This window comes from Ruegeria arenilitoris, assembly GCF_013035315.1.
In the GTDB taxonomy this organism is placed as follows: Bacteria; Pseudomonadota; Alphaproteobacteria; order Rhodobacterales; family Rhodobacteraceae; genus Ruegeria; species Ruegeria arenilitoris_D.
The window spans coordinates 38,017-60,694 of the sequence record NZ_WQHP01000009.1 but is presented as its reverse complement, the minus strand read 5'-3'; the positions used below and the strand labels follow the sequence as shown (position 1 = coordinate 60,694).

Annotated in this window: 20 protein-coding genes and 1 tRNA gene; 14 read left to right on the top strand and 7 right to left on the bottom strand. The window is 58.6% G+C overall.

Annotated elements, in window-relative coordinates; translation table 11 throughout:
- Positions 1-3 precede the first annotated feature (3 nt).
- The gene (locus GOV53_RS17630; RefSeq protein WP_367648795.1) at positions 4-1,251 is read left to right on the top strand and encodes an MGH1-like glycoside hydrolase domain-containing protein; all 1,248 of its coding nucleotides are present in this window, start codon (positions 4-6) and stop codon (positions 1,249-1,251) included.
- Positions 1,251-2,333: an ABC transporter ATP-binding protein gene (locus GOV53_RS17625; protein ID WP_170468809.1), complete on the top strand. Its 1,083-nt coding sequence runs from the start codon at positions 1,251-1,253 to the stop codon at positions 2,331-2,333. The genes GOV53_RS17630 and GOV53_RS17625 overlap by 1 nt, the downstream gene beginning before the upstream one ends.
- 57 nt (positions 2,334-2,390) lie before the next feature.
- Here the strand turns inward: GOV53_RS17625 and GOV53_RS17620 are convergent, their stop codons facing one another.
- Together GOV53_RS17620 and GOV53_RS17615 are read right to left on the bottom strand one after the other, a co-directional pair.
- Positions 2,391-4,841, bottom strand: coding sequence for a GcvT family protein (locus tag GOV53_RS17620; protein ID WP_170468806.1), 2,451 nt, complete (start codon positions 4,839-4,841; stop codon positions 2,391-2,393).
- A gap of 118 nt (positions 4,842-4,959) precedes the next feature.
- A complete protein-coding gene (locus GOV53_RS17615; protein ID WP_170468803.1) occupies positions 4,960-6,480 on the bottom strand; it encodes a trimethylamine methyltransferase family protein in 1,521 nt (506 codons plus the stop codon).
- A gap of 93 nt (positions 6,481-6,573) precedes the next feature.
- On the opposite strand from GOV53_RS17615, the gene GOV53_RS17610 reads away from it, so the two are divergent.
- On the top strand, positions 6,574-7,473 hold the full coding sequence (locus GOV53_RS17610) for a LysR substrate-binding domain-containing protein (protein ID WP_170468800.1): 900 nt from the start codon (positions 6,574-6,576) through the stop codon (positions 7,471-7,473).
- Positions 7,474-7,499: 26 nt separating this feature from the next.
- Here GOV53_RS17610 and GOV53_RS17605 read toward each other — a convergent pair whose 3' ends face one another.
- Entirely contained in the window at positions 7,500-8,021 is a 522-nt protein-coding gene (locus GOV53_RS17605; RefSeq protein WP_170468797.1) for a ZrgA family zinc uptake protein, read from the bottom strand.
- Between the two features lie 239 nt (positions 8,022-8,260).
- Here GOV53_RS17605 and GOV53_RS17600 point away from each other — a divergent pair, with 239 nt between their 5' ends.
- The 10 genes from GOV53_RS17600 to speB all read left to right on the top strand — a co-directional run bounded on the left by GOV53_RS17600 (position 8,261) and on the right by speB (position 19,271).
- Positions 8,261-9,535: an imelysin family protein gene (locus tag GOV53_RS17600; RefSeq protein ID WP_170468794.1), complete on the top strand. Its 1,275-nt coding sequence runs from the start codon at positions 8,261-8,263 to the stop codon at positions 9,533-9,535.
- 70 nt (positions 9,536-9,605) lie between these two features.
- Positions 9,606-9,899: a (2Fe-2S)-binding protein gene (locus tag GOV53_RS17595; RefSeq protein WP_170468791.1), complete on the top strand. Its 294-nt coding sequence runs from the start codon at positions 9,606-9,608 to the stop codon at positions 9,897-9,899.
- The gene (gene bfr, locus GOV53_RS17590) at positions 9,847-10,332 is read left to right on the top strand and encodes a bacterioferritin (protein WP_170468789.1); all 486 of its coding nucleotides are present in this window, start codon (positions 9,847-9,849) and stop codon (positions 10,330-10,332) included. Before GOV53_RS17595 ends, bfr begins: the two co-directional genes overlap by 53 nt.
- On the top strand, positions 10,292-11,833 hold the full coding sequence (locus tag GOV53_RS17585; protein ID WP_170468786.1) for a di-heme oxidoredictase family protein: 1,542 nt from the start codon (positions 10,292-10,294) through the stop codon (positions 11,831-11,833). The genes bfr and GOV53_RS17585 overlap by 41 nt, the downstream gene beginning before the upstream one ends.
- Positions 11,834-11,836: 3 nt before the next feature.
- Positions 11,837-12,847, top strand: a complete 1,011-nt coding sequence (locus GOV53_RS17580) for an imelysin family protein (protein WP_170468783.1) — start codon at positions 11,837-11,839, stop codon at positions 12,845-12,847.
- A 3-nt stretch (positions 12,848-12,850) separates the two neighbouring features.
- On the top strand, positions 12,851-13,936 hold the full coding sequence (locus tag GOV53_RS17575; RefSeq protein ID WP_170468780.1) for a DUF1513 domain-containing protein: 1,086 nt from the start codon (positions 12,851-12,853) through the stop codon (positions 13,934-13,936).
- Between the two features lie 100 nt (positions 13,937-14,036).
- A complete protein-coding gene (speA, locus tag GOV53_RS17570) occupies positions 14,037-15,926 on the top strand; it encodes a biosynthetic arginine decarboxylase (RefSeq protein ID WP_170468777.1) in 1,890 nt (629 codons plus the stop codon).
- 25 nt (positions 15,927-15,951) lie between these two features.
- The gene (locus tag GOV53_RS17565) at positions 15,952-17,175 is read left to right on the top strand and encodes a saccharopine dehydrogenase family protein (RefSeq protein ID WP_170468774.1); all 1,224 of its coding nucleotides are present in this window, start codon (positions 15,952-15,954) and stop codon (positions 17,173-17,175) included.
- Between the two features lie 87 nt (positions 17,176-17,262).
- Entirely contained in the window at positions 17,263-18,432 is a 1,170-nt protein-coding gene (gene nspC / locus GOV53_RS17560; RefSeq protein ID WP_170468771.1) for a carboxynorspermidine decarboxylase, read from the top strand.
- Positions 18,429-19,271 carry an agmatinase gene (gene speB, locus GOV53_RS17555; protein ID WP_170468769.1) on the top strand — a complete coding sequence of 281 codons (843 nt, stop codon included), beginning with the start codon at positions 18,429-18,431 and terminating at the stop codon, positions 19,269-19,271. Before nspC ends, speB begins: the two co-directional genes overlap by 4 nt.
- On the opposite strand, the gene GOV53_RS17550 is transcribed toward speB, so the two are convergent.
- The gene (locus tag GOV53_RS17550) at positions 19,268-19,858 is read right to left on the bottom strand and encodes an HD domain-containing protein (protein ID WP_170468766.1); all 591 of its coding nucleotides are present in this window, start codon (positions 19,856-19,858) and stop codon (positions 19,268-19,270) included. The two genes, speB and GOV53_RS17550, sit on opposite strands and share 4 nt — an antisense overlap.
- A gap of 101 nt (positions 19,859-19,959) precedes the next feature.
- On the opposite strand from GOV53_RS17550, the gene GOV53_RS17545 reads away from it, so the two are divergent.
- Positions 19,960-20,796: a LysR family transcriptional regulator gene (locus GOV53_RS17545; RefSeq protein ID WP_170468762.1), complete on the top strand. Its 837-nt coding sequence runs from the start codon at positions 19,960-19,962 to the stop codon at positions 20,794-20,796.
- Here the strand turns inward: GOV53_RS17545 and lptF are convergent.
- From lptF to GOV53_RS17530, 3 genes are all read right to left on the bottom strand, one after another.
- Positions 20,787-21,923 carry an LPS export ABC transporter permease LptF gene (gene lptF, locus GOV53_RS17540; RefSeq protein WP_170468760.1) on the bottom strand — a complete coding sequence of 379 codons (1,137 nt, stop codon included), beginning with the start codon at positions 21,921-21,923 and terminating at the stop codon, positions 20,787-20,789. The genes GOV53_RS17545 and lptF overlap by 10 nt on opposite strands.
- A gap of 193 nt (positions 21,924-22,116) precedes the next feature.
- On the bottom strand, positions 22,117-22,284 hold the full coding sequence (locus tag GOV53_RS17535) for a hypothetical protein (RefSeq protein WP_170468757.1): 168 nt from the start codon (positions 22,282-22,284) through the stop codon (positions 22,117-22,119).
- A 282-nt stretch (positions 22,285-22,566) separates the two neighbouring features.
- A tRNA-Trp gene (locus GOV53_RS17530) sits at positions 22,567-22,642 on the bottom strand.
- Positions 22,643-22,678: the final 36 nt, after the last annotated feature.

Sequence of the window (22,678 nt, the reverse complement as noted above, 5' to 3'; positions counted from 1 at the left end):
CAGATGAACCAACATACGAACCCCGACCGCGAAGCGCGCAACATCCTGATTGCCAATGATCGTGGCGGCTACACCATCCCGACCGAAGGGCTGTACCCGTACCAATGGAACTGGGACAGCGCGATAGCTGCGCTTGGCTTTGCCCAGTTCGACCTCGACCGCGCCTGGACGGAAATCGAGACGCTTTTCACCGGGCAATGGGATGATGGCATGGTGCCTCATATCCTGTTCCACCAGCAGGACGAGGGGTATTTCCCCGGCCCCGATGTCTGGGGTTGCAATGGTCCGATCCCGTCCTCGGGCATTATCCAGCCGCCCATCGCGGCCACGATGACGCGCAAGATCTGGGAGCAGGACACCGGGTTCGGAGACGCCCGGATGAAAGCGCTGTTCCCCAAGCTGCTGGCCTGGCACCGCTGGATCATGAAATGGCGCCTTGACGAGTTTGGGGCCGTCTGCACCACCCATCCGTGGGAAGCAGGCCGCGACAACGCGCCTGACTGGGACAACTCCATGGCGTGCATGGATGCGTCAGACGTGGGCGAGTACCAACGCCGGGACACAAGCCACGTGAACAGCGAGGATCGCCCGACGAAGTTCGATTATGACCGCTACATCAAGCTGGTACAAATCGGCCGAAAGGCGGGCTGGGATCAACAGGAACTGCTGACGCTGAACCCGTTCCGTGTTGCCGATCCAACGATGACCTTCACTACGCTGCGCGCTGCGCGGGACTTGTTGGTGATCAGCGAACAGCTTGGCTTGGACGCTGAAGGCCTCAGCGCAGACATCGAAAAACTGGAAGCCGGTGCGCATTCCCTTTGGAATGAAGAGCTAGGCAGTTTTGACGCGCGCGACGCGCACACCGGCGAGATGGCCGACAGCGTTTCGAACGCGTCCTACCTGTGCTGGTATGCGGGTATCGAGTCGGACAAGATGCTGGAACGGTTGAAAACCACGCTGGCAACCGTGCCCTACCCCGTTCCAAGCTATGATCCGGACATGCCGAAGTTCGACGCGCGCCGCTATTGGCGTGGCCCCACCTGGGCCTTCATGAACATGATGATCGGGTTCGGACTGCAGGACTTGGGCCATAGCGAGCAAGCAGATCAGTTGCGCCAAAAAACAGGCGATCTGATCTCGGGATTTGGCTTCGCCGAGTACTTCGATCCCAAAACCGGCAGCCCGGCAGGCGGAAAGGCCTTCACCTGGACGGCGGCGGTCTGGCTTCACTGGGCAGGGAGGGCCTGATGGGTAGCATCGAACTAAAATCAGTCGAAAAATGGTTCGGCTCGGCCCAGGTGATTAAGGGCGTGGACCTCAAGATCGAAGAAGGTGAGTTCATCGTCTTCGTTGGCCCGTCGGGTTGCGGTAAATCCACCCTGTTGCGCATGATCGGCGGGCTCGAGGATATCTCGCGCGGGTCTCTGTTGATCAATGACAGCGATGTCACCGATCACCCGCCCTCCAAGCGTGGCCTGACGATGGTGTTCCAGTCCTATGCTCTGTACCCGCATCTGACGGTTGCCGAGAACATGGGCTTCTCACTGAAGGTGGCCGGTGTCCCCAAGGCGGACATCGCCGAACAGGTCAACCGAGCGGCTGAGGTTCTTAAGCTGGGACCGTTCCTGGAACGACGCCCGAAAGACCTGTCGGGCGGTCAGCGGCAGCGGGTTGCCATCGGTCGATCCATCGTCCGCGACCCCACGGCGTTCCTGTTTGACGAGCCGCTGTCCAACCTCGACGCCGCCCTACGGGTCGAGATGCGGTATGAGATCGCCAAGCTGCACCAAAGCCTCAAGCGCACGATGATTTACGTGACGCACGACCAGGTCGAGGCGATGACATTGGCCGACCGGATTGTAGTTTTGGAATACGGCAAGATCGCTCAGGTCGGTACACCACGCGAGCTGTACGAACGTCCCGCCAACCTGTTCGTGGCGCAGTTCATCGGCAGCCCGAAGATGAACATTCTACCCTGCACGACCGAGGGCGACAGTTTCCGCCTGGAGCACGGTCGCAGCGGCCCGTTTTCGCGATCCGGGGCGGCCACAAAACTTGGCATCCGCCCCGAGCACATTCAGGTCGGTGCCGCAGGTGAAGGTCAAACAGATGGCATCATCGAGGTGATCGAGTATCTGGGTGCAGACACTTTCCTGATTGTGGATTGTGGCGGCGAGGACAAGGTCACAGTCCGTCTGAACGGAGATACGGACCTGACGCCCGGCACTCAGATTGGTCTGCATTTTCCTACCGACAAGCTGCACTTCTTCGATGAGGACGGGCAAGCTTTGATGGCGGTTAACGGCCTGAACGTAACTCGCCCACCTTGAACAGGTGGGCGAGAAATGGATTGATCTTTGGCTGCTGGCAGCCGTTGCTTGCGAAACTTACGCGCGCATGTTTGCCCCGGTGGCGTCGTAAATCGGTGCGCCCAACACTTCGGCATCATACAGATCGCCCAAAATCTCGACCTGAAGTTTTGTGCCCGGTATCGCGCTGTCTGTGGACACATACCCCATCGCCATCGATTTGCCGACGCGATGCGCATAACCACCCGAGGACACGTATCCCACGGCCTCGCCATCCTTCAGGATCGCTTCATCGTTCGAGACGTCGATGCCGTCCACGTCGATTGTCATTGTCACCAGCTTGCGGGTGACACCTTCCTTCTTGATGGCCAGCGTCGCGTCCTTGCCGAAAAAGTCCTTCTTCCAATTGATGAAGGCATCCATCCCGGACTCGACCGCGTTGAAATCAGGGCGGAAATCGGTGGTCCAGACGCCCCAGCCTTTCTCAAGGCGCAGCGACATCAACGCCCGTGCACCGTACCAACGATAGTCCAGATCGGCACCAGCCTCTTCGATCGCTTCGGCCAGACGCAGCAGGTATTGCGGACGGCAGTAGATCTCAAAACCCAACTCGCCCGAGAACGAGATTCGGTTCAGGATCACTGGCACCCCGCCGACAAATGTCTGGCGAAGATCACGGAACTTCAGGGCATCAGCGCTGACATCCTCGCGGGTGATGCGGGCCAGCAACTGGCGCGACTTTGGACCGGACAGCGCAATGCCGTGCCAATCATCTGAGACGTTGGCATAGCTCACATCCTCGGGCAGGTTCTTTTCGAACCAGCGGCGGTGCGCATCCTGCATCGCACCCGAACCGAACAGCATGAAGTGATCATCCGCCAGGCACGCAACGGTGAGGTCACCGTACAGGCGACCCTTTTCGGTCAGCATCGGCGTCAGTGTCAGACGACCGGGTTTCGGGACATAGCCGGCCAGCGTCTTGTTGAGGTAGTCGCGCGCCCCAGCGCCCTTGAATTCATGCTTGGCGAAGTTGGCGATTTCGATACCGCCGACAGCTTCTTGCACGGCTTTGACCTCGCGCGCCACGTAGTCGTGGCTGCGGTTGCGCTCGAATGTGGGTGTTTCATGCGCGTCTTCCGGGCTGTCCGCGAACCACAGCGCGTTCTCAAGGCCGAACCCCTGCCCCATCACAGCGCCCTTTGCCACCAGCCGGTCGTACAGCGCAGTCGTTTTCTGCATCCGCCCCTTTGGCAAGGTTTCGTTCGGAAAGGTCATAACGAAGCGGCGTTCGTAATTCTCCGTCGATTTGATCGTGCCCCAATCCGGGGTCGCAAACTCTCCAAAGCGCGCAACGTCCATGGCCCAAACGTCAATCGAGGGTTCGCCGTCGATCATCCATTCCGCCATGGTCAGACCCACGCCGCCGCCCTGACAGAAGCCGGCCATGACACCCACGGCGACCCAGTAATTCTTCATGCCCGGAACAGGGCCGATCATCGGGTTGCCGTCTGGACCAAATGTAAACGGCCCGTTGATGATATCCTTGATCCCGGCCTCGCCGATCGCCGGAATTCGCTCGAATGACATCTCTAGTCGGTCGGCAACGCGGTCCAGATCAGGCTGCAGAAGTTCATGCCCAAAGTCCCATGGCGTGCCGTCGACCTTCCACGGTGTACCCTTGGGCTCGTAGGTACCAAGAAGCATGCCCTGACGTTCCTGACGGAAATATATGTTTGCCTCATAGTCGATCCCGGCGGGCAGACGCGTGCCGTGATTGGCGACCGCATCGATCTTTTCGGTGATCAGGTAGTGATGCTCCATCGGCTGTACCGGCAGGTGGACACCCGACATATGCCCAACCTCACGCGCCCAGAGGCCGCCGCAGTTCACCACATACTCGGCATTGATCTGCCCCTTGGGTGTGGTCAGATCCCAGCTACCGTCGGGGCGCTGGCTCATCCCGGTCACGCCGCAGTGGGTGAAATACTGCGCCCCGTGCACCTTGGCGGATTTGGCAAAGGCATAGGTCGCGCCCGAGGGATCCAGATCACCGTCCTGATCATCCCAGAGCGCTGCGTGATAGTGTTTCGGGTCGATCAGCGGGTGGCGCTCGGCCACCTCTTTCGGACTGATGAACTCCTGGTGCAGCCCCATATAGCGCGCCTTGGACCGTTCGCGTTTGAGGTAGTCGTACCAGTCCTTGGTTGAGGCCAGATAGAAGCCGCCGGTGATGTGCAGGCCGACGGAATGGCCCGAGGTCTCCTCGATCTCTTTATACAGATCAATCGTATAGCTTTGCAGGCGCGAGATGTTGGGGTCTGAACTGATCGTATGGATCTGACCCGCCGCGTGCCAGGAGGAGCCGGAGGTCAGCTCATCACGTTCCAGCAAGACCACGTCTTTCCAACCGAATTTGGCGAGGTGGAACAGGATAGAGCATCCAACGACACCGCCGCCGATCACGACGACCTTGGCGTGAGACGGGAGTTTTTTGCCGCCGGTGCTTTCGTCTTTTTGAATTTCAGGCATGGAAACGTCCTGTGTCATGAGTGTGATGTTTAGGGAAAGGGGGCTGTCTGCCCCCTCTTGAGCCTGCGGCTCAATTCACCCCCGAAGTTATTTTCGGCCAGATGAAGAGATCGCCGGTTCAATACCAGGCATCCGGGATTTCTTCCTTTCGCCGAGCGACATAGGCCGCCAGTTTTTCTTTCTTGGCTTCATCCATTGTTGGGGGCTGATATTCGTTCAGCATCGCGTTCCAGCGCTCGTAGGCGCGGCGGCGCATGTCTTTGGAGCCGCCTTCCTCCCAACTTTCGACATTCTCGCTGTCGCTGAGTTTCGGCTCGTAGAACGCCGTCTGATAGTTTCGCATCGTGTGGCCGCAGCCAAGGAAGTGACCACCTGCGTCAACCTCACCATAGGCATCGCGCGCGAAAGCGTCGTCGCTGGTATCCAGTCCCTGAGTCAGAACCTTTTGGTATGAGCCAAGCCGGTCCGCATCCATGATCAGTTTTTCGAACCCGGTGCATAGGCCGCCCTCGAGCCATCCTGCAGAGTGCAGGACGAAGTTGGCCCCTGCAAGCATCGTCGAATGCATCGAGTCGGCGGATTCATATGCGGCTTGTGCGTCTTCGATTTTCGAGGCGGTCAGCGACCCGCCGCAGCGCAACGGCAGGCCCGCGCGGCGCGCCAGCTGACCGATTGCGTAGTTCGACATCACAGGCTCGGGCATGCCGAATGTCGGCGCGCCGGATTTTAGCGACATGGACGACAGGAAGTTGCCCAACACAAAGGGCGCGCCCGGGCGCAATAGCTGGACATAGGCGCAGACCATCATCGCCTCGGCCATGGCCTGTGCGACGCTTGCCGCCGTACTGACAGGCCCCATGGCCCCCGACAGGATAAAGGGCACCACGATCATACCCTGCCCACGGGTTGAATAGACCCGCGCCGCTTCGGTCACCACACGATCCACCAGCAGGGGTGAGTTGGTGTTGACGTTGCCCATGATGACGCAGTTCTGGTCCATGACGTCCGCGCCAAACACGATCTCGGCCATATCGACGCTGTCTTGTGCGCGGCTCATCTCGGTGATCGCGCCGAGATGGGGTTTGTCGCTGAGCGTCATGTGGGCGAACATCATGTCCAGATGCCGCTTGCTGACCGGCACGTCACAGGGTTCGCAGGTGACGAAACCGCCGTGATGCAGATTGGGGTGCAGATAGGTCAGTTTGACCAGTTTCTGGAACGCATCCATGTCGCCATAGCGCCGCCCACCTTTAAAGTCGCGCACAAAAGGTGCGCCATAAACCGGCGCGAACACTTGGTTGCCGTCGCCGATCACGACCGATCGCTCTGGGTTGCGGGCCAATTGAGTGAACTTTTTCGGGGCCTTCGCGCACAGATCACGAATCCACGTTGCGTCGGCGCGAACGATGTCGCCTTCGATCCGTGCACCCTCGCGCCGCCAGAGGTCAAGCGCCTCAGGGTCGTCGCGAAATGCAATACCCACGTCTTCCAGGATCCAGTCAACCTGCGCTTCGAGGCGCACCAGATCCTCTTCGTTCAACGGGTTGAAATAGCTCAGGCGCCGCTGGATGTACGGCGATGCCGGGGCTCCGGCGGGGGCGCTTTGGCGGTCGCGCGAGGCGCGGGCGCGTCTGGCCATGGGGGACTCCTCGATTCATTTGGCCAGAACATTAGCCTGCTGAAATGCGTTCGTGACGGTTGAAAAAGGTGATGTTTTGGATAAACACAGTTTATGCATCAGCTCTGGAAAACAGTCTCATCCTCAAAGCATCTGGTATATTTTGAGGCAGCCGCGCGGCTGCAATCGATTACGCGTGCAGCGGATGAAATGAATGTGAAACAACCTGCTGTCAGTGCGGCGATCAAGCAATTGGAGACTGCGCTTGGCATACAGCTGTTCCATCGCGAGCACCGGAAAATCGTCCTGACTTCGGCTGGGTCCAAGCTGTACTCGGATGTTTCGCGCTCATTCGATCAGATTCTCAACTCGGTCAACGCGGTGCGCCAGTTCACCAAAAACGATCACGTGACGCTGAACGCCTCATCCGCGTTCAACTTCTTTTGGATGATGCCAAAGCTGCAAGAATTTCATCAAACGTTCCCGGATATTGACCTCAGGTTACAGTCCAGCGACCGCGAGCCCGACATCGTTGCCGAGAACATCAGTCTGGCCATTCGCCGTGGCAAAGGAACGTGGGAAGGGTGCAACGCGGCACTGATTGCCAACGAGGTGCTTTGTCCCGTCGCCAGCCCCGTGGAGATTGAGACGCGCGGGCGGCCAGCCAGAGTCGAAGACCTGCTGCGGCATCGATTGATCCACCTTGAAGAACCAACGCGTGAACGCCCGGGCTGGGTCCACTGGTTCGATGCATTCGGCGTCACGCAAAAACCGCCCGTTTCCGGTCTTAGGCTGAACGATTATGCTCTGGTACTTCAGGCGACTCTGGCGGGCGAAGGGTATGCGTTGGGGTGGAGTCACCTTACAACCCCGATGGCGGAACGCGGGCTGTTGACGGCGCTGGAGGATTGGAGTTGGGAGACCGGTTATGGGTTCTATCTGGTCTGGTCCGACTACAAACCGTTGGTCGATAATGCGAAACGCGTGCGCGACTGGATGCTCAGCAAGGTGTGATTTGGGGCGCTCGGACGAACCCCAAGTTACAGGCCAAGGTCAGGCCGGCTGCGTGTGACATCATACGCAAGGTTCTCACCTGATCGAGACACCTGAACCATCAGTTTTTGAGCGTTTTCGAACCGGTCGAAATAGCCAAACCGGATACCCGCCAAAGCGGCCATGTCCTGACATTGGATCACGTAGTCGGCCAGAAATTCGCTATGTTGTTCGGCAGAGGTGTTGGCAGCGCCCTGCCCCAACCCCTCGCCCGACAGGGTGACATTGGCAGAGACGGTAACACATGCCGCTTCTTCGGACGGCACGAACAGACCCAGAGGTTTTGAAAGGTCAGATATCGCAACAGCGACCAACGCACGGTCATTGTCGGTCTCGGCAGGCCCCTCAAAACCGACAATATCGGCGGCGGGCACCGCGAGTGACAAAGAAAAAGCCTCATCCGAAAATGCGATATCCAAATGCCCTACGCCATGCTCATGAGAGGCACCCTGCACCTGCGTCAGTGCAACCGCCGGGGTCAGGATCAAAGCAATCGCTGTGCATTTCATGGACAAAACACCATCCACCAAGGAATCACAGATTTTATTCTAGTCCGATTCAAATGCCGTGCAATCGCAGCCGAGTGCGTGCTGACTCGCTAATTTCGGGGATAGACCCAGTAAAACTGCGGCATTTAATTCCGACAATAAAACTCAGGTTGACTTAACTTACTATTTCACTCAGTTTTGCCGCGAATACGTCGCAAGCGCGGCGGTTTGGAATTTTTCTGACTGGAAAGTGTCACCCAATGACCAAATTTTTTGCAGCCACCAGCGTATTGGCCTTAGGTTTCGCGACCGCCGCAGTTGCAGGCGACGCCCCACCCTCGAAGGCTGAAGTTCTGGAAACCTATGCGGACATCGCCGAGGCCAAATATGACGACAGTCTGATCGCGGCCAAATCGCTGCAAGCGGCTGTAAACGCCCTGATCGCCGATCCGTCGGACGCGACCCTGAATGCAGCACGCGCCGCGTGGGTTGCGGCCCGCGTCCCCTACCAGCAGACCGAGGTTTACCGGTTTGGCAACGCGATCGTGGACGATTGGGAAGGCAAAGTGAACGCCTGGCCACTGGACGAGGGTCTGATCGACTATGTTGACGCCTCCTATGGCGGCCCGACCGATGAGAACGAGTTTGCCGCGCTGAACGTCATCGCCAACCCGTCATTCGAACTGTCCGGCAAGACCATTGACGCCAGCACCATCACCCCCGAGTTGCTGGGCGAAACCCTGCACGAGGCAGATGGGATCGAAGCCAATGTCGCCACCGGCTATCATGCCATCGAATTCCTGCTGTGGGGTCAGGACCTGAACGGCCACGGTGCCGGCGCAGGTAACCGTCCCTACACCGATTTCGTTCAGGGCGATGACTGCACCGGCGACAACTGTGACCGTCGCGCACAGTACCTGAGCGCAGCGACCGAGTTGCTGGTCAGTGATCTGGAATGGATGGCAGACCAGTGGAAACAAGGCGGAGCAGCGCGCGCCGAGTTGAACGCGAACGAAACCGCGGGTGTCAGCGCGATTCTGACCGGCATGGGTTCGCTGTCCTACGGCGAACAGGCGGGTGAGCGTATGCGCCTTGGCCTGATGCTGAACGACCCCGAGGAAGAGCACGACTGCTTCTCGGATAACACCCACAACAGCCACTACTATGACGGACTTGGGATCGAGAACGTCTATCTGGGTCATTACACCCGTATCGACGGCACCCCGGTTGGCGGTGCGTCGCTGTCCGACCTCGTGATCGCGGCTGATCCGTCACTGGATGCCGAGATGAAGGCCAAACTGGCCAACACGATGCGGGCTCTGGGTCAGATCAAATCGACTGCGGAAGCCGGGTTTGCCTATGACCAGATGCTGGAGCGCGGCAATGAAGGTGGCGAAGATCTGATCATGGGCGGCGTGAACGGCTTGGTTGATCAGACCAAAACCATCGAACGGATTGTAACCGCCCTGGAACTCGACCAGATCGAATTCGAAGGATCGGACAGCCTCGATAATCCCAACGCGGTATTCCACTAAGACCCCCAAGTGCAGAGGCGGCGGACATGCGTCGCCTCTTACCCTAGCCGGACGAAAAAGCCTGACAGCCATGATCGTATGCCACTGCACAAACATCTCGGATACTGACATCCGCGCCGCTATCGACTGGATGCGTACCGCCGACCCAGACACGGTGATTACGCCCGGCAAAATCTATCATGCGCTCGGAAAGTCAGCGGATTGCGGCGGATGCATGCCCCTTTTCCTAGACACAATGCGCGCAAGCGATAGTCTGAAAGTCCCCATGCAGCTTCGTGCATTGCGCACCGGAGTATCACAGGAGAATGCAGATGAAGGGCGATCCCAAAGTCATCGAATACCTCAACAAATCTCTGCGGCATGAACTAACGGCGGTCAGCCAGTACTGGTTGCACTACCGTCTCCAGGAAGACTGGGGCCTTGGGCACATGGCCAAGAAAAGCCGCGAAGAGTCCATCGAAGAGATGGAGCACGCGGACAAGCTGATCGAACGCATCATCTTTCTGGAAGGCCACCCCAACCTTCAGAAACTCGACCCTCTGAGGATTGGCCAGAACCCCAAGGAAACGCTGGAATGTGACTTGGCGGCAGAGCTGGACGCCCGCGCTCTATACGCCGAAGCGCGCGACTATTGCCGCGAGGCAGGCGACTACGTCTCTATGTCGCTGTTCGAAGGATTGCTGCGCGATGAGGAAAGCCATATCGATTTCCTCGAAACGCAGCTCGACCTGTACGAAAGGATTGGCGAAGCCAATTATGCGCAACTCAACGCATCGAAAATGGACGAAGGCGAGTAAGCTCGCCCTGCTACCGGTGGCCGCCCTGGCGGCCACCCAATCCATGTCAGCCGAGCTGCAGGATCTGCACCTCAACATCCTTCCCAGAACCCAAGACGAAGAGGCCAGGATTGCGCGGGTGACCGCAGCGCCTACGGATTTCAGCGCGCCGCAACGGTTCGAAGACCTTCCAGCCGGGGCGGCCACTGTTCGCGCACGCACGGATGCCGATGCGTTTTCGCAGCCGTCAGGCAATCTGAGCTTCGAGCAAGTGCTGGATTTCAAGGTGGGCAACGGCCTGTTCAAGAAAATCTGGGTGTCTTCTCCGTCCTCGACCCTGGCCTCAGACGGGTTGGGTCCGCTCTACAATGCGCGCTCGTGTCAGCGCTGCCACATCAAGGACGGGCGCGGCCACACGCCGAATGGACCCGACGACAACGCGATTTCGATGTTCCTGCGGGTCTCGATCCCCGGTGGCGACGACTTTGCCGAGATCGAGGATTACATCGCCACCCAGCCCGATCCGAATTACGGTGGTCAGATGCAAGACCTTGCCCTGCCCGGTCATGCCGCAGAGTACCGGCTGGACATCACCTATGAGGATGTTCCGAGCACTCTGTCCGATGGCGAGACTGTCACCCTGAGGCGTCCGACCTACCGGGCCACCGATCTGGGTTATGGCCCGCTGCACCCCGATGCGATGCTCAGCCCGCGCGTCGCCCCGCAGATGATTGGATTGGGTTTGCTCGAGGCGATCCCAGTTCAGCACCTGCTGGCAAATGCGGACCCCGAAGATGAAGACGGAGACGGGATTTCCGGCCGCCCAAACATCGTATGGGCCATCGAATATGGTGCCCCGATGATGGGGCGGTTTGGTCACAAAGCTGGAATGCCGACTGTGATGGAACAATCCGCTGCGGCGTTTGCCGGGGATATTGGCATCTCAAACCCCCTCTACCCCGCAGCGTACGGGGACTGCACCCCAGCTCAGGTCGAATGCGTCAACGCCCCACACGGCGATGGGGACGACCGGGTATTCGAGGTCGACCAGACCGGAATGGATCTGGTTGCATTCTACAGCCAGAACCTCGGGGTTCCGGCCCGGCGTGACGTCGATGACCCGCAGGTCTTGCGCGGCAAACAAGTGTTCCACGATACCGGCTGCGCATCTTGCCATACGCCGTCCTTCGTTACCCACCGCATGGAAGACCGGCCCGAGCATAGCTTTCAGCTGATCTGGCCCTACACGGACCTACTGCTGCATGACATGGGCGAAGGTCTGGCCGATAACCGCCCCGAAGCGCGCGCCACCGGGCGCGAGTGGCGAACACCGCCGCTGTGGGGGATCGGTTTGACCAAACAGGTGTCGGGGCACACCCAGTTCCTGCATGACGGACGCGCGCGTAACCTTCTTGAGGCGATCCTCTGGCATGGGGGCGAGGCTCAAACCGCCCGCGACACCGTTGTGGCAATGCCAAAAGCCGACCGTGATGCCCTGATCCGTTTCTTAGAAAGTCTTTGATTGATGCGTGCCCTTGTACTTGCCTTATCCCTGACAATGCCCCTTGGCGCATTTGCCCAAGACCGCGGGTCCATCCTGGCCGATACGGTTAACGCCCATATCCTGCCCGGCTATTCCGCCCTGTCCGAGGCTACCGAAGCACTGGCGGCCACAGCGCAAGCGGATTGCGATCCGACATCGACCACGCTCCGCACGGCCTTTCACACGGCATTTGATGACTGGATTTCCATCAGTCATCTGCGTTTCGGACCATCCGAGGCCGAGGACCGCGCGTTTGCACTGGCGTTTTGGCCCGACACCAAAGGCTTCACGCCCAAAGCGCTCACAGGTCTTATCTCCACCGAAGACACCGCGATCCAATCTACTGAGGCTTTTGCCGAAACATCCGTGGCAGGGCGGGGATTTTTCGCGTTGGAACTGATGCTCTATGACCCGCAGTTTTCCCAACTGGGCAGCGAAGACTACCGTTGCGCGCTGATCCAGGCGATGGCCAAGGACATCAACCTCAACGCAAGCGCAATCGATGCGGATTGGGAGGGGTATGCTGCGAACCTGACATCTCCAGGTGAAGCCAGCCCGTACCGATCCGAAAACGAAGCCATGCAGGAGCTTTACAAGGCTCTGATCACGGGCCTCGAGTTCACGGCAGAAACCCGTCTTGGCCGCCCAATGGGCACCTTTGACCGCCCGCGCCCGAAACGGGCCGAGGCCCGGCGGTCCGAGCGATCGCTGCGCCATGTGGAGTTATCCCTGACAGCTCTGCGCGACCTTGCCGCGCGTTTGTCGGCGGACCACCCCGACATTGCGACTGATCTGGATGATGCTTTTACCGCCGCCATTGAGCGGGCGCAGTCTTTGGACGACCCGGCCTTTGAGGCGGTAGCTACAGCGCAAGGACGCTTCCGTATCGAAGCGTTGCAGCAGTCCATCAAGGACGTTCGTGCCATCGCCTCGACCGAACTGGGTCCGACACTGGGCATCAGCGCCGGTTTCAACTCCTTGGACGGGGACTGAGCGATGACCAGCCGCCGACGCTTTCTGGCAGGACTGGCCGCAGCCAGCCTAACGCCGATGCGCGGTTGGTCGGCAATCGGCGCGCCGGATTACCTGGCCGCTGCGTTGTTCCCGGACGGGTCATATCGTCTTGCGGGACTGGAACGGGGCGGCGATATTCTGTTCTCGCTGCCATTGCCCGCGCGGGGTCACGCTGCCGCAGCGCACCCTCATCGCGCACAGGCCGTGGCGTTTGCTCGCCGCCCGGGGACCTTTGCGATCATCATCGATTGCGCAACCGGCGCTCAGATCGCGCAACTAGAGGCTCCGACAGGCCGCCATTTCTATGGTCATGGAGTGTTCTCGACCGATGGCACGCGGCTGTTCACCACAGAAAACGACTTTGAAGCTGGTCAAGGTGTGATTGGCGTCTGGGATACCGAAGACTACAAGCGGATCACCGAGTTCTCCTCCGGTGGAGTCGGGCCGCATGATATGCGCCTGATGCCTGATGGCCGGACGCTGGTCGTGGCAAATGGCGGGATTGAAACCCATCCCGACACAGGCCGGACCAAACTGAACCTGCCCGTCATGCAACCTCGCCTGACCTACTTGGACCAGTCAGGCGAAGTGTTAGAGCAGGTCGAACTGCCGCGGGCCTTGCACAGGAACTCGATCCGTCACCTGGCCGTGCGCGCCGACGGGCTGGTCGGGTTCGCCATGCAGTGGCAGGGCGACACATCGCAACACCCACCACTGCTGGGTCTGCATCAGCGGGGTGATGAGCTCAAACTGCTCAGCGCGTCCGAAGCAGATCAAAGCACGCTTCAGGGCTATGCCGGTAGCATCGCATTCTCTGACACCGGAGATACCGTCGCCATCACCTGCCCACGCGGCAACGCGTTGCATCAATTCCGTGTATCGGATGGCCAGCTTGCCGGGGCATTCCTGCTGGATGACGTCTGCGGCCTGGGAACGGGGCCAAACGGCTTTATGTTCACAACTGGAACCGGCGTTATTGGGCAGCTAACGGCCACCGGGGCCAAAATCGCAACCCGCTCGGATTGCCAATGGGACAACCACCTAATTCCAATTCGCGCTGCAGCCTGAATTCCCCATTTCCCGTCACATAGATTACACTTGGAAGAATCAAATTGCTGCCGTATTGGCGGGCGCGAAACTGGCACCCTCTCGCGAAGGATAGACTTGATTGAAACACACGCCCGACGCACCGCATTCCATCTACGGGGTTGAGAAATGGGGCAAAGGCCTCATCGAGGTGACGGAGCAGGGCGAGATCGGTCTGCGCAATCCTATGGTGCCCGAGGCCGACGCAATCAGCCTGCCCGGCATTCTCAGTGATCTGGACGACCGTGGCATCAAGGCCCCGATGGTGTTGCGCGTGTCGTCTTATCTGGAACACGAGATCGCGCATCTGAACGAGAGCTTCCGCGATGCAATTGAACGCGTCGGCTACAAAGGTAGCTATCGCGGCGTTTTCCCGATCAAGGTCAACCAGCAAGCGCAGGTCGTGGACCGGATTGTCGAGTTTGGCAAGAAGTACAACTACGGGCTCGAGGCCGGATCCAAGCCCGAATTGGTGGTCGCACTGGCGCACCGTCTTGCCAGCGAAGCGCTGATCGTCTGCAATGGCGTCAAGGATGCCGAGTTTATCCAGCTTGCCATCCTCAGCCGCAAGATCGGGTTCAACACCGTCATCGTTCTGGAAAGCCCGAAAGAGGCGGACACGGTGATCGAGGTCTATAAAGAGCTGGGCATCGAACCTCTGATCGGCGTACGGGTCAAACTGACCAACCAGATTAGCGGCAAATGGGAAGAAAGCTCGGGCGACCGCTCGGCCTTTGGCATGAACACGGATCAGCTGGTCGCGACCGTGGACAAGCTGAAAGAGGCTGGCTTGCTGCATTGCCTCAAGCTACAGCACTCGCACCTGGGCTCCCAGGTGCAGGACGTCAACGATGTGCGCCGCGCCGTAGGCGAAGCCTGTCGCTACTACACCGAACTCACCCGCGAAGGCGTGCCGCTGACCCACCTGGACCTCGGCGGTGGTATGGGCGTGGATTATACCGGCGAGAAGAAGGCCGCCGAGAACTCGATCAACTACACGGTCGAGGAATACTGCGCCAATGTGGTCGAAACCGTCGCCTACGCGATGGATGAGGCCGAGATTGCCCACCCAACGCTGGTCACCGAAAGCGGGCGTGCGGTCGTAGCGACTTCGTCGATGCTGGTGTTCAACGTTTTGGAAAGCACACTTTACGATGCGCCGAACGGCCCCGAGGTGGAAGCGGACGATCACCACATGGTCGCCGATCTGGCAGCGGTGCATGGATACCTCAGCAAAGATCGCCTGCAGGAATGCTGGAACGACGCCACCTTTTACCGCAACGAGTTGCGCGCCCTGTTTCGCCGCGGCTATGTCGACCTGCGCCAGATGGCCCGCGCGGAACGCATCTATCTGTCCTTGATGGCGCGCCTCAAAGCGCTGGCCGCAAGCGATGATCTGGAGACAGATGTAGACGACCAGCTAGAGAAAGTGGCCGACATCTACCACTGCAATTTCTCGCTGTTCCAGTCCCTGCCGGACGTCTGGGCCATCGACCAACTTCACCCTATCGTGCCGCTGCAGGGCCTGAACGAAACGCCAGACCGCCGCGCGGTCCTGTCCGACATTACTTGCGACAGCGACGGTAAGATCGACCGTTTCATTCTGGCGGATGGCGTCTCGCCCAGCCTGCCGGTGCATTCCCTGCCCGACGAGGATGAGTACTTCATGGGCGTTTTCTTTGTCGGCGCCTATCAGGAAACGCTGGGCGATCTGCATAACCTGTTCGGAGATACCAACGTCGTCACCATCGACCTGCGTGCCGACGGAGGCTTTGACCTGCTGCACGAGCAGGAAGGCGACACGATCAGCCAGGTCCTGTCCTATGTCGAGTTTGACCCGCAGGACTGCGTCGCCGCTTTCCGCAAAATGGTGGACGAGGCGATCTCGACCGGTACTCTGAAAGCCAAGGACCGCAAAACCCTGATGAGCGCCTACCGCGACTCGATCAACGGCTACACCTATTACGAATAACCCCCTGTGAGAGGAGATTACCCCCATGGGTTCTTTGACTGGAAAAACACTGGTTGTCGGCGCAGGCGGCGTATCCCACGCCGCCGTACACAAGATGGCGATGAATTCGGACATCTTTACCGAAATCACTCTGGCCAGCCGCACGAAATCGAAATGTGATGCCATCGCCAAGGCGGTGAAAGAACGCGTGGGCGTTGATATCGCGACCGCCGAGCTGGACGCCTACAAGGTCGAAGACACGGTCAAGCTGATCAAGGAAACCGGCGCTGAAATCCTTGTGAACCTCGCCCTGCCCTATCAGGATCTGGTGTTGATGGACGCGTGCCTCGAGGCCGGCATCCACTATCTCGACACCGCGAGCTATGAACCTGAGGACGAGGCCAAGTTCGAGTACCACTGGCAATGGGCCTATCAGGAGCGGTTCAAAGAGGCCGGCCTGACAGCCGTCCTCGGCTCGGGCTTCGATCCGGGTGTGACCAGCGTCTTCGCGAAATGGCTCAAGAAACACAAGCTGGACACGATCCGTCAGATCGACGTACTGGACGCCAATGGCGGCAGCAACGATCAGGAATTCGCCACCAACTTCAACCCGGAAATCAACCTGCGCGAAGTGCTGGCCGAAGTCCGCCACTGGGAAGGCGGCGAGTGGAAACACTCCCCCGCCATGACCCACAAGGTCGAATTCGACTTCCCCGCCATCGGCCCCAAGAATATGTACCTGATGTATCATGAGGAACTGGAGTCGCTCAGCACCCACTTCCCCGAGATCGAGCGCGCCCGCTTCTGGATGACCTTCGGTGACGCCTACATCATGCATGCCAAAGTGCTGGAAAATGTCGGCATGACCCGCATCGACCCGGTGATGCATGACGGCAAGGAAATCATCCCGATCCAGTTCCTGAAAACCCTGCTGCCCGACCCCGGCGATCTTGGCGCGGAAACCAAGGGCAAGGCCTGCATCGGCGACATCGCCACAGGGCAGGCCAAGGATGGCTCGGGCGAAAAGACCTATTACATCTACAACATCTGCGACCACGAAGAATGCTACCGCGAGGTTGGGTCGCAGGCCGTCAGCTACACCACCGGCGTCCCCGCCATGATCGGCGCGGCACAAGTGCTGAAAGGCAACTGGAATGAACCCGGCGTCTGGAACATGGAACAGCTTGACCCTGACAACTTCATGGACATGCTCAATGAACACGGCCTGCCGTGGCAGGTGCATGAGCTCGAAGGACCCGTCGACTTCTGATCCGCTGTAGCTTCATCTGGCTAAAAATACCTCGGGGGGTCCGGGGGGCAGCGCCCCCCGGCTTCTCCACAATCGGAGACGCCTGACATGCCCGACATGATGACCACCCAAGCTGGAGATGCCGGAGCCTTCCGCAGCTTCGACCTCAACCGCGTACCTACGCCTTGCTTCGTCGTTGACGAAAAGGCCGTCGAACGGAACCTGAGCATCCTGGCTGATGTCGGCAACCGATCCGGCGCGCATGTCCTCAGCGCGCTCAAGGCGTTCTCGATGTTCTCACTTGCCCCGCTGGTCCGCGAGCACCTTGGCGGCACTTGCGCCTCTGGCATCTACGAGGCGCGGCTTGGCCGAGAGGAATACGGCGGTGAGGTCGCAACCTTCTGCGCCGGGTACAAGGACGCAGATATGGACGAAATCCTGTCCCTGTCCGACCACATCATCTTTAATTCTCCGACGCAAAAAGACCGGTTCCTGACCACGGCCCAGGCTGCGGGCGTTCAGGTGGGCCTGCGCATCAACCCGGAACATTCCGAGGGCGAGATACCGAAATACGATCCCTGCGCGCCCTGCTCGCGCCTTGGCACGCCAGTCAGCCAATTGACCGCCGACGCCTTGGTCGGTGTTGACGGCTTGCATATGCACACCCTTTGCGAACAGGGGTTCGAACCATTGCAACGTACATGGGCTGCGGTCGAGCTCAAGCTGAAACCGTTTCTCAATCAACTCAAATGGCTGAATTTCGGCGGGGGTCACCACATCACCCGCGATGACTATGACCGTGACGGGCTGGTCGAATTTATCAAAACGATCCGCACCCGGCACAACGTCGACGTCTATCTTGAACCCGGCGAGGCTGTAGCGCTTGACGCTGGCATTCTGGTCGGCGAAATTCTCGACCTGCCCACCAATGGCATGACCCTCGCGATCACCGATATCTCGGCCACCTGCCATATGCCCGACGTGATCGAAGCGCCCTATCGCCCCGCCCTGATGGATGAGGCTGACGCAGGCCATACCTATCGACTTGGCGGTCCGTCCTGCCTGGCAGGCGACGTGATCGGGGACTACACGTGGGACCAACCGCTGGAGATCGGCCAGCGCTTTGCCTTCCTTGATCAGGCCCATTACTCAATGGTCAAAACCAATACGTTCAACGGCGTGCCTTTACCGACGATCGCATTGTGGAACAGCGAAACCGACGAACTGAAGATCATCAAACAGTTCGGCTACGACGAATTTAAGGACAGACTCTCATGAGCATTTTCCTCGATAGTGAACTGACCGCATCCGAGCGCACCGAGGATGCCCGGTTCCGCGTGATCCCCGTGCCGCTGGAACGCACCGTATCCTACGGCTCGGGCACCGCCAAAGGCCCCGAAGCGATCATCGAGGCCAGCAACGAATTGGAACGGATCACCGGCCACGCCGAGCCTTGCGTCGAAGGCATCTTTACCGAAGAGCCACTCGACTGCGCCGGCCCCCTACCCGAGGTAATGAATCGCCTCGCCCAACGCACCGAAGCCGCCGTCCGCGCAGGTAAGGTACCGGTGACCCTGGGTGGAGAGCATTCACTGAGCTACGGTGCCGTGATCGGTGTTGCCCGCGCTTTGAACCAGCCCGTTGGCATCGTTCAGATCGACGCACACGCCGACCTGCGCAACGCGTATCAGGGTGAGAAGCATTCGCACGCGTCGGTCATGCACCTGCTGGCCGAAGAGGGCATCCGTCTGGCCCAGTTCGGCGTCCGCGCCATTTCGACCGAAGAAGCGAAAAGCCGTCTGAAAAATCACGTCTTCCACGTGGATGCTGAAGAATTAGTGACCGGGAACATCCATTCGGTCGACCTGCCTGAGGATTTCCCCGAACTGGTCTATGTCAGCTTTGACGTCGACGGCCTGGACCCGTCACAAATGCCTGCGACGGGTACGCCCGTTCCTGGTGGGCTGGGGTACTATCAGGCGCTACGACTGGTCGAGCACGCGCTTAAGGGCCGCACATGCGTCGGCTTCGACGTCGTCGAATTGGCCCCGGACGGCAATGCCGCCTGGGACTTCACTGCCGCCCAGATCGTCTACCGCCTGATGGCGGCCTGTTAACATTCAGAGGTTTCGTTCAACTCCATGTGCCCTTCGCCTTTGTTCAGAACACGGCGCAGCATGGGCTCGAAAAACTCCAGTGGCTTGGTGGGATAATCCGGGTCGAACGCCTTTTGATCGTATTCATGGCAGAAATAGCGGCAGTCCTCCCAATAGGGGCTGTCGCGATATTTGTCGCGGGCATTCCGGTCCCCACCCAAATGGTGGTTGTAGTAGTACCCTTGGAACACACAGTGGTGTTTTAGAATCCAATAGGTTTTTTCGCTGACATAGGGCTTCATCATCGCCGCTGACAGCTCACCATGGTTATAGGGGGACAGAATATCGCCCGTATCGTGGATCAGGGCGGCAACGACGATCTCTTCGTCCGCGCCATCCTCATAGGCCCGTGTCGCGGCTTGCAGGCTGTGCTGGTAGCGGTTCACAGGGTATGGCGTCCAGTCTTCGTCCAGCGACCGAATAGCGTCCAGAATACGGTCTGGCAGGGCTGCATTGTACGCCTCTTCGTATTCCATAACGGCGTCCCAATCGGCTTTGGTCGCCTCTTCAAAACTGGTCCAGGTCGGTTTGTGGCTTTTGTCCAGCATGGTCGTTCCTCGCGCTAATCTGCTGAGTTCAATATAGACGAAGAGGCGGCACTCAAAAAAATGAATTGATTTTATCATTGCGATCAAAAATTGTTTTCTACATGCAAATCAAAGCTCTTGAGACATTTCTATGCGTTGCCGAAACCGGCGGATTCCACGCTGCGGCACGCCGGTTGAACGTGACACAGACTGCAGTGAGCGCCCGCATTCGGCTGATCGAAGAGGAAACGGGCAAGGCGCTGTTCACGCGCGGCGCGGGCGGTACAAACCTGACCGAATTCGGACGTCAGTTTCGCCCATATGCGGAACAGATGATGTCGCTTTGGTCCTTTGCCTCACGCGATCTGCCGGGGCAGACGCCAAACCGCGTCGCCTTGCGCCTGGGTGCCCAGTTGAGTGTCTGGGATCCATTGCTGGTCGATCTGGCGGTACGCTACGAACAGCGCCACGGACAATTGTTGCTGACCCTGAACTACGATCACGACCTGAACATGGTCGAAGCAGTGGCAACCCACGTGCTGGACGCGGCCCTGACACATGAGAAACCGTCCGATCCGCGTGTTCTGTATAAAGAGCTCGCCCCGGAACGCCTACTGTTGGTCGAAACACCCGAGGTAGGAAATGATCCGATTTTTGTTAACCTGGAACTGGGTGAGGTCTATCAGGACCACGTGCGATCTGCAGCGCGCAAAGCGTCTGCCCAAACAGTCTTTCTGGGCAATTGCATGATGGGTTTGCGCTATGTCCTAAGGCGGGGCGGAACAGGGTATTTTCCCGAATATGTCATTCAGGACCACTTGGAAAAAGGCCAGCTGAAGCCTGTGACTGGGGCGCTGGACATGATGCTGCCGCTTTACCTTGTGACCCGACGAGACAGCGACGCGTTCGAGGACGTGGTTGCCAGCCTCAGCGATCTGCGCAGCACAGTTCAGGCATGAGACAGCGTGCCATTCGCCCTGCGGCGGCTACGGACCAAAGGACGTCCGGCAATCAGCAGGAACAGGCAGGAAATCAGAATTCCTATGATTGCTGGTAGGTACAGTAAAAACCATAGGTCAGGATCATCGATTACAACCGGCGAAACAAAGCCCCGAACGCCCTCTAGCAGGACAAGGATAACGAAAGCTCCGAAGATCTGCGGCCACAGACCGAACCGCGAGAAACTGCCCAGCATCAATGTCGAGAATCCGGCCATTGCAACTGCGACACAGATAGCAATCCATGAAAACCGCTGATGCAGCTCGTCGATCAACTCACCCTCGGTGTAGTACTCATTCTCCATGATCGCTTCCCGGTCTTCCAAAAGCGCAAAGGTCGGGATTGCCTCGAGGCTGCGGCGGGTGATCGTATCCGAATTCGTCAGGTCGGAAATGTCGTATGAGGCATCTTGAAACAGCGTCGAGGACAAAGTCCGGCCCTCTTGGTTCAGACGCAGGGCGATACCGTCCACCATCACCAGGTGAATGCCGGTGCCACTATTGACCAGATAGGCTGTCTTGCTGGAGTAACTGACAGGGTTTGTTTCGTCGCGGCGGTCGGACACGAATACTTCGGACAGTGTACCGTCGAGGGCAATCTCTCCGATGTAAACCGTTACGCCTTGCGCGGGGTGCAAGAATTCACCCTCGTTTAGCAGCTGAGCGGTCACATCTCCGGCAACTTCAGCCTGTCGTTGCTCCAATTGCTCGACCGATGCCGGGCGCAGAAAAACACTTATGGCCGCCATCATCAGACCGGTCAGGATGCCGAACACGAACACCGCGCGCGCCAATCTCCACGGGCTGGATCCGGTGGCCAACATCACCGTCATCTCGCTTTCACGGCTGAGCCGGTTGGTGGCGTACACAGCCGCGGCGAACACGGCCATTGGCATCACGGTCCGGATCAGGGTCGGCAGGGTCAGAGCGGTGAATTCCAGAAACACCATCGCGGATTGCCCGCCGCTGATCACTCGATCAAACAGGCTGACGGACCGGGTGATCCAGAACACACCCACCAGAACAAGGGTGAAGAAACCGAACAGAATCAGCAGTTGCCGCAGGAAATAACCATCAAAGCGCGACATGAACCCTCTTCCGCCTGTCCGTTGTGGGCAGGACCATATGCCATTCCAACGGCGTAGGAAACCGGGATTGATCCTCTGAATGCATGACGTATTTGGAACGGGTATCTGGATGCGATGCGATTGCAAACCCAAACAAACGCAAAACCCGCCTCAAAAGGCGGGTACAGCAAAAGTTTCTTTAACTTACAATAGCTTAGAAGGTCATGTAGTGATGGATACCAGTCACAACCACGACAGATGCGGTAATGACCAAAACTGACACATAGTCGGTTGGTTTCAGCTTACGCTTCTTAGGCTGCATCGTCCATTGAGCCCATTTCTTTTGGTCTTCTGTCAGTTCAGAACTTTCGCCATACGCCATCACAAACACCTTTCACTCGACATCACCATGCCACCAAACTTTTGCCAGTATTTTGCCACAAACCTGATAAATCAAGCAAAAACGCCATGTTCATATTGGGTTAACCATCCGGTCAGCACGGCACATGCGTTCTGCAAAGTTCTCAAAAGCGCCTATTCTTTCAGAAATCCTCGCACGCCTGCTCTCTTGGCCCGATTGCAATCTTTGAAACTGCCAGCGGTCGTGCGCCCATACAATTGAGAACTGTCGGCAAGAACCTGGTTCATTGTTTCTTGGGAGAAATGGCAGGGGCAGCAGGGTTCGAACCCGCGACCTACGGTTTTGGAGACCGTCGCTCTACCAACTGAGCTATACCCCTAAGGTGCGCTTCAGATATGCCAGCCGCGCGGCGGAC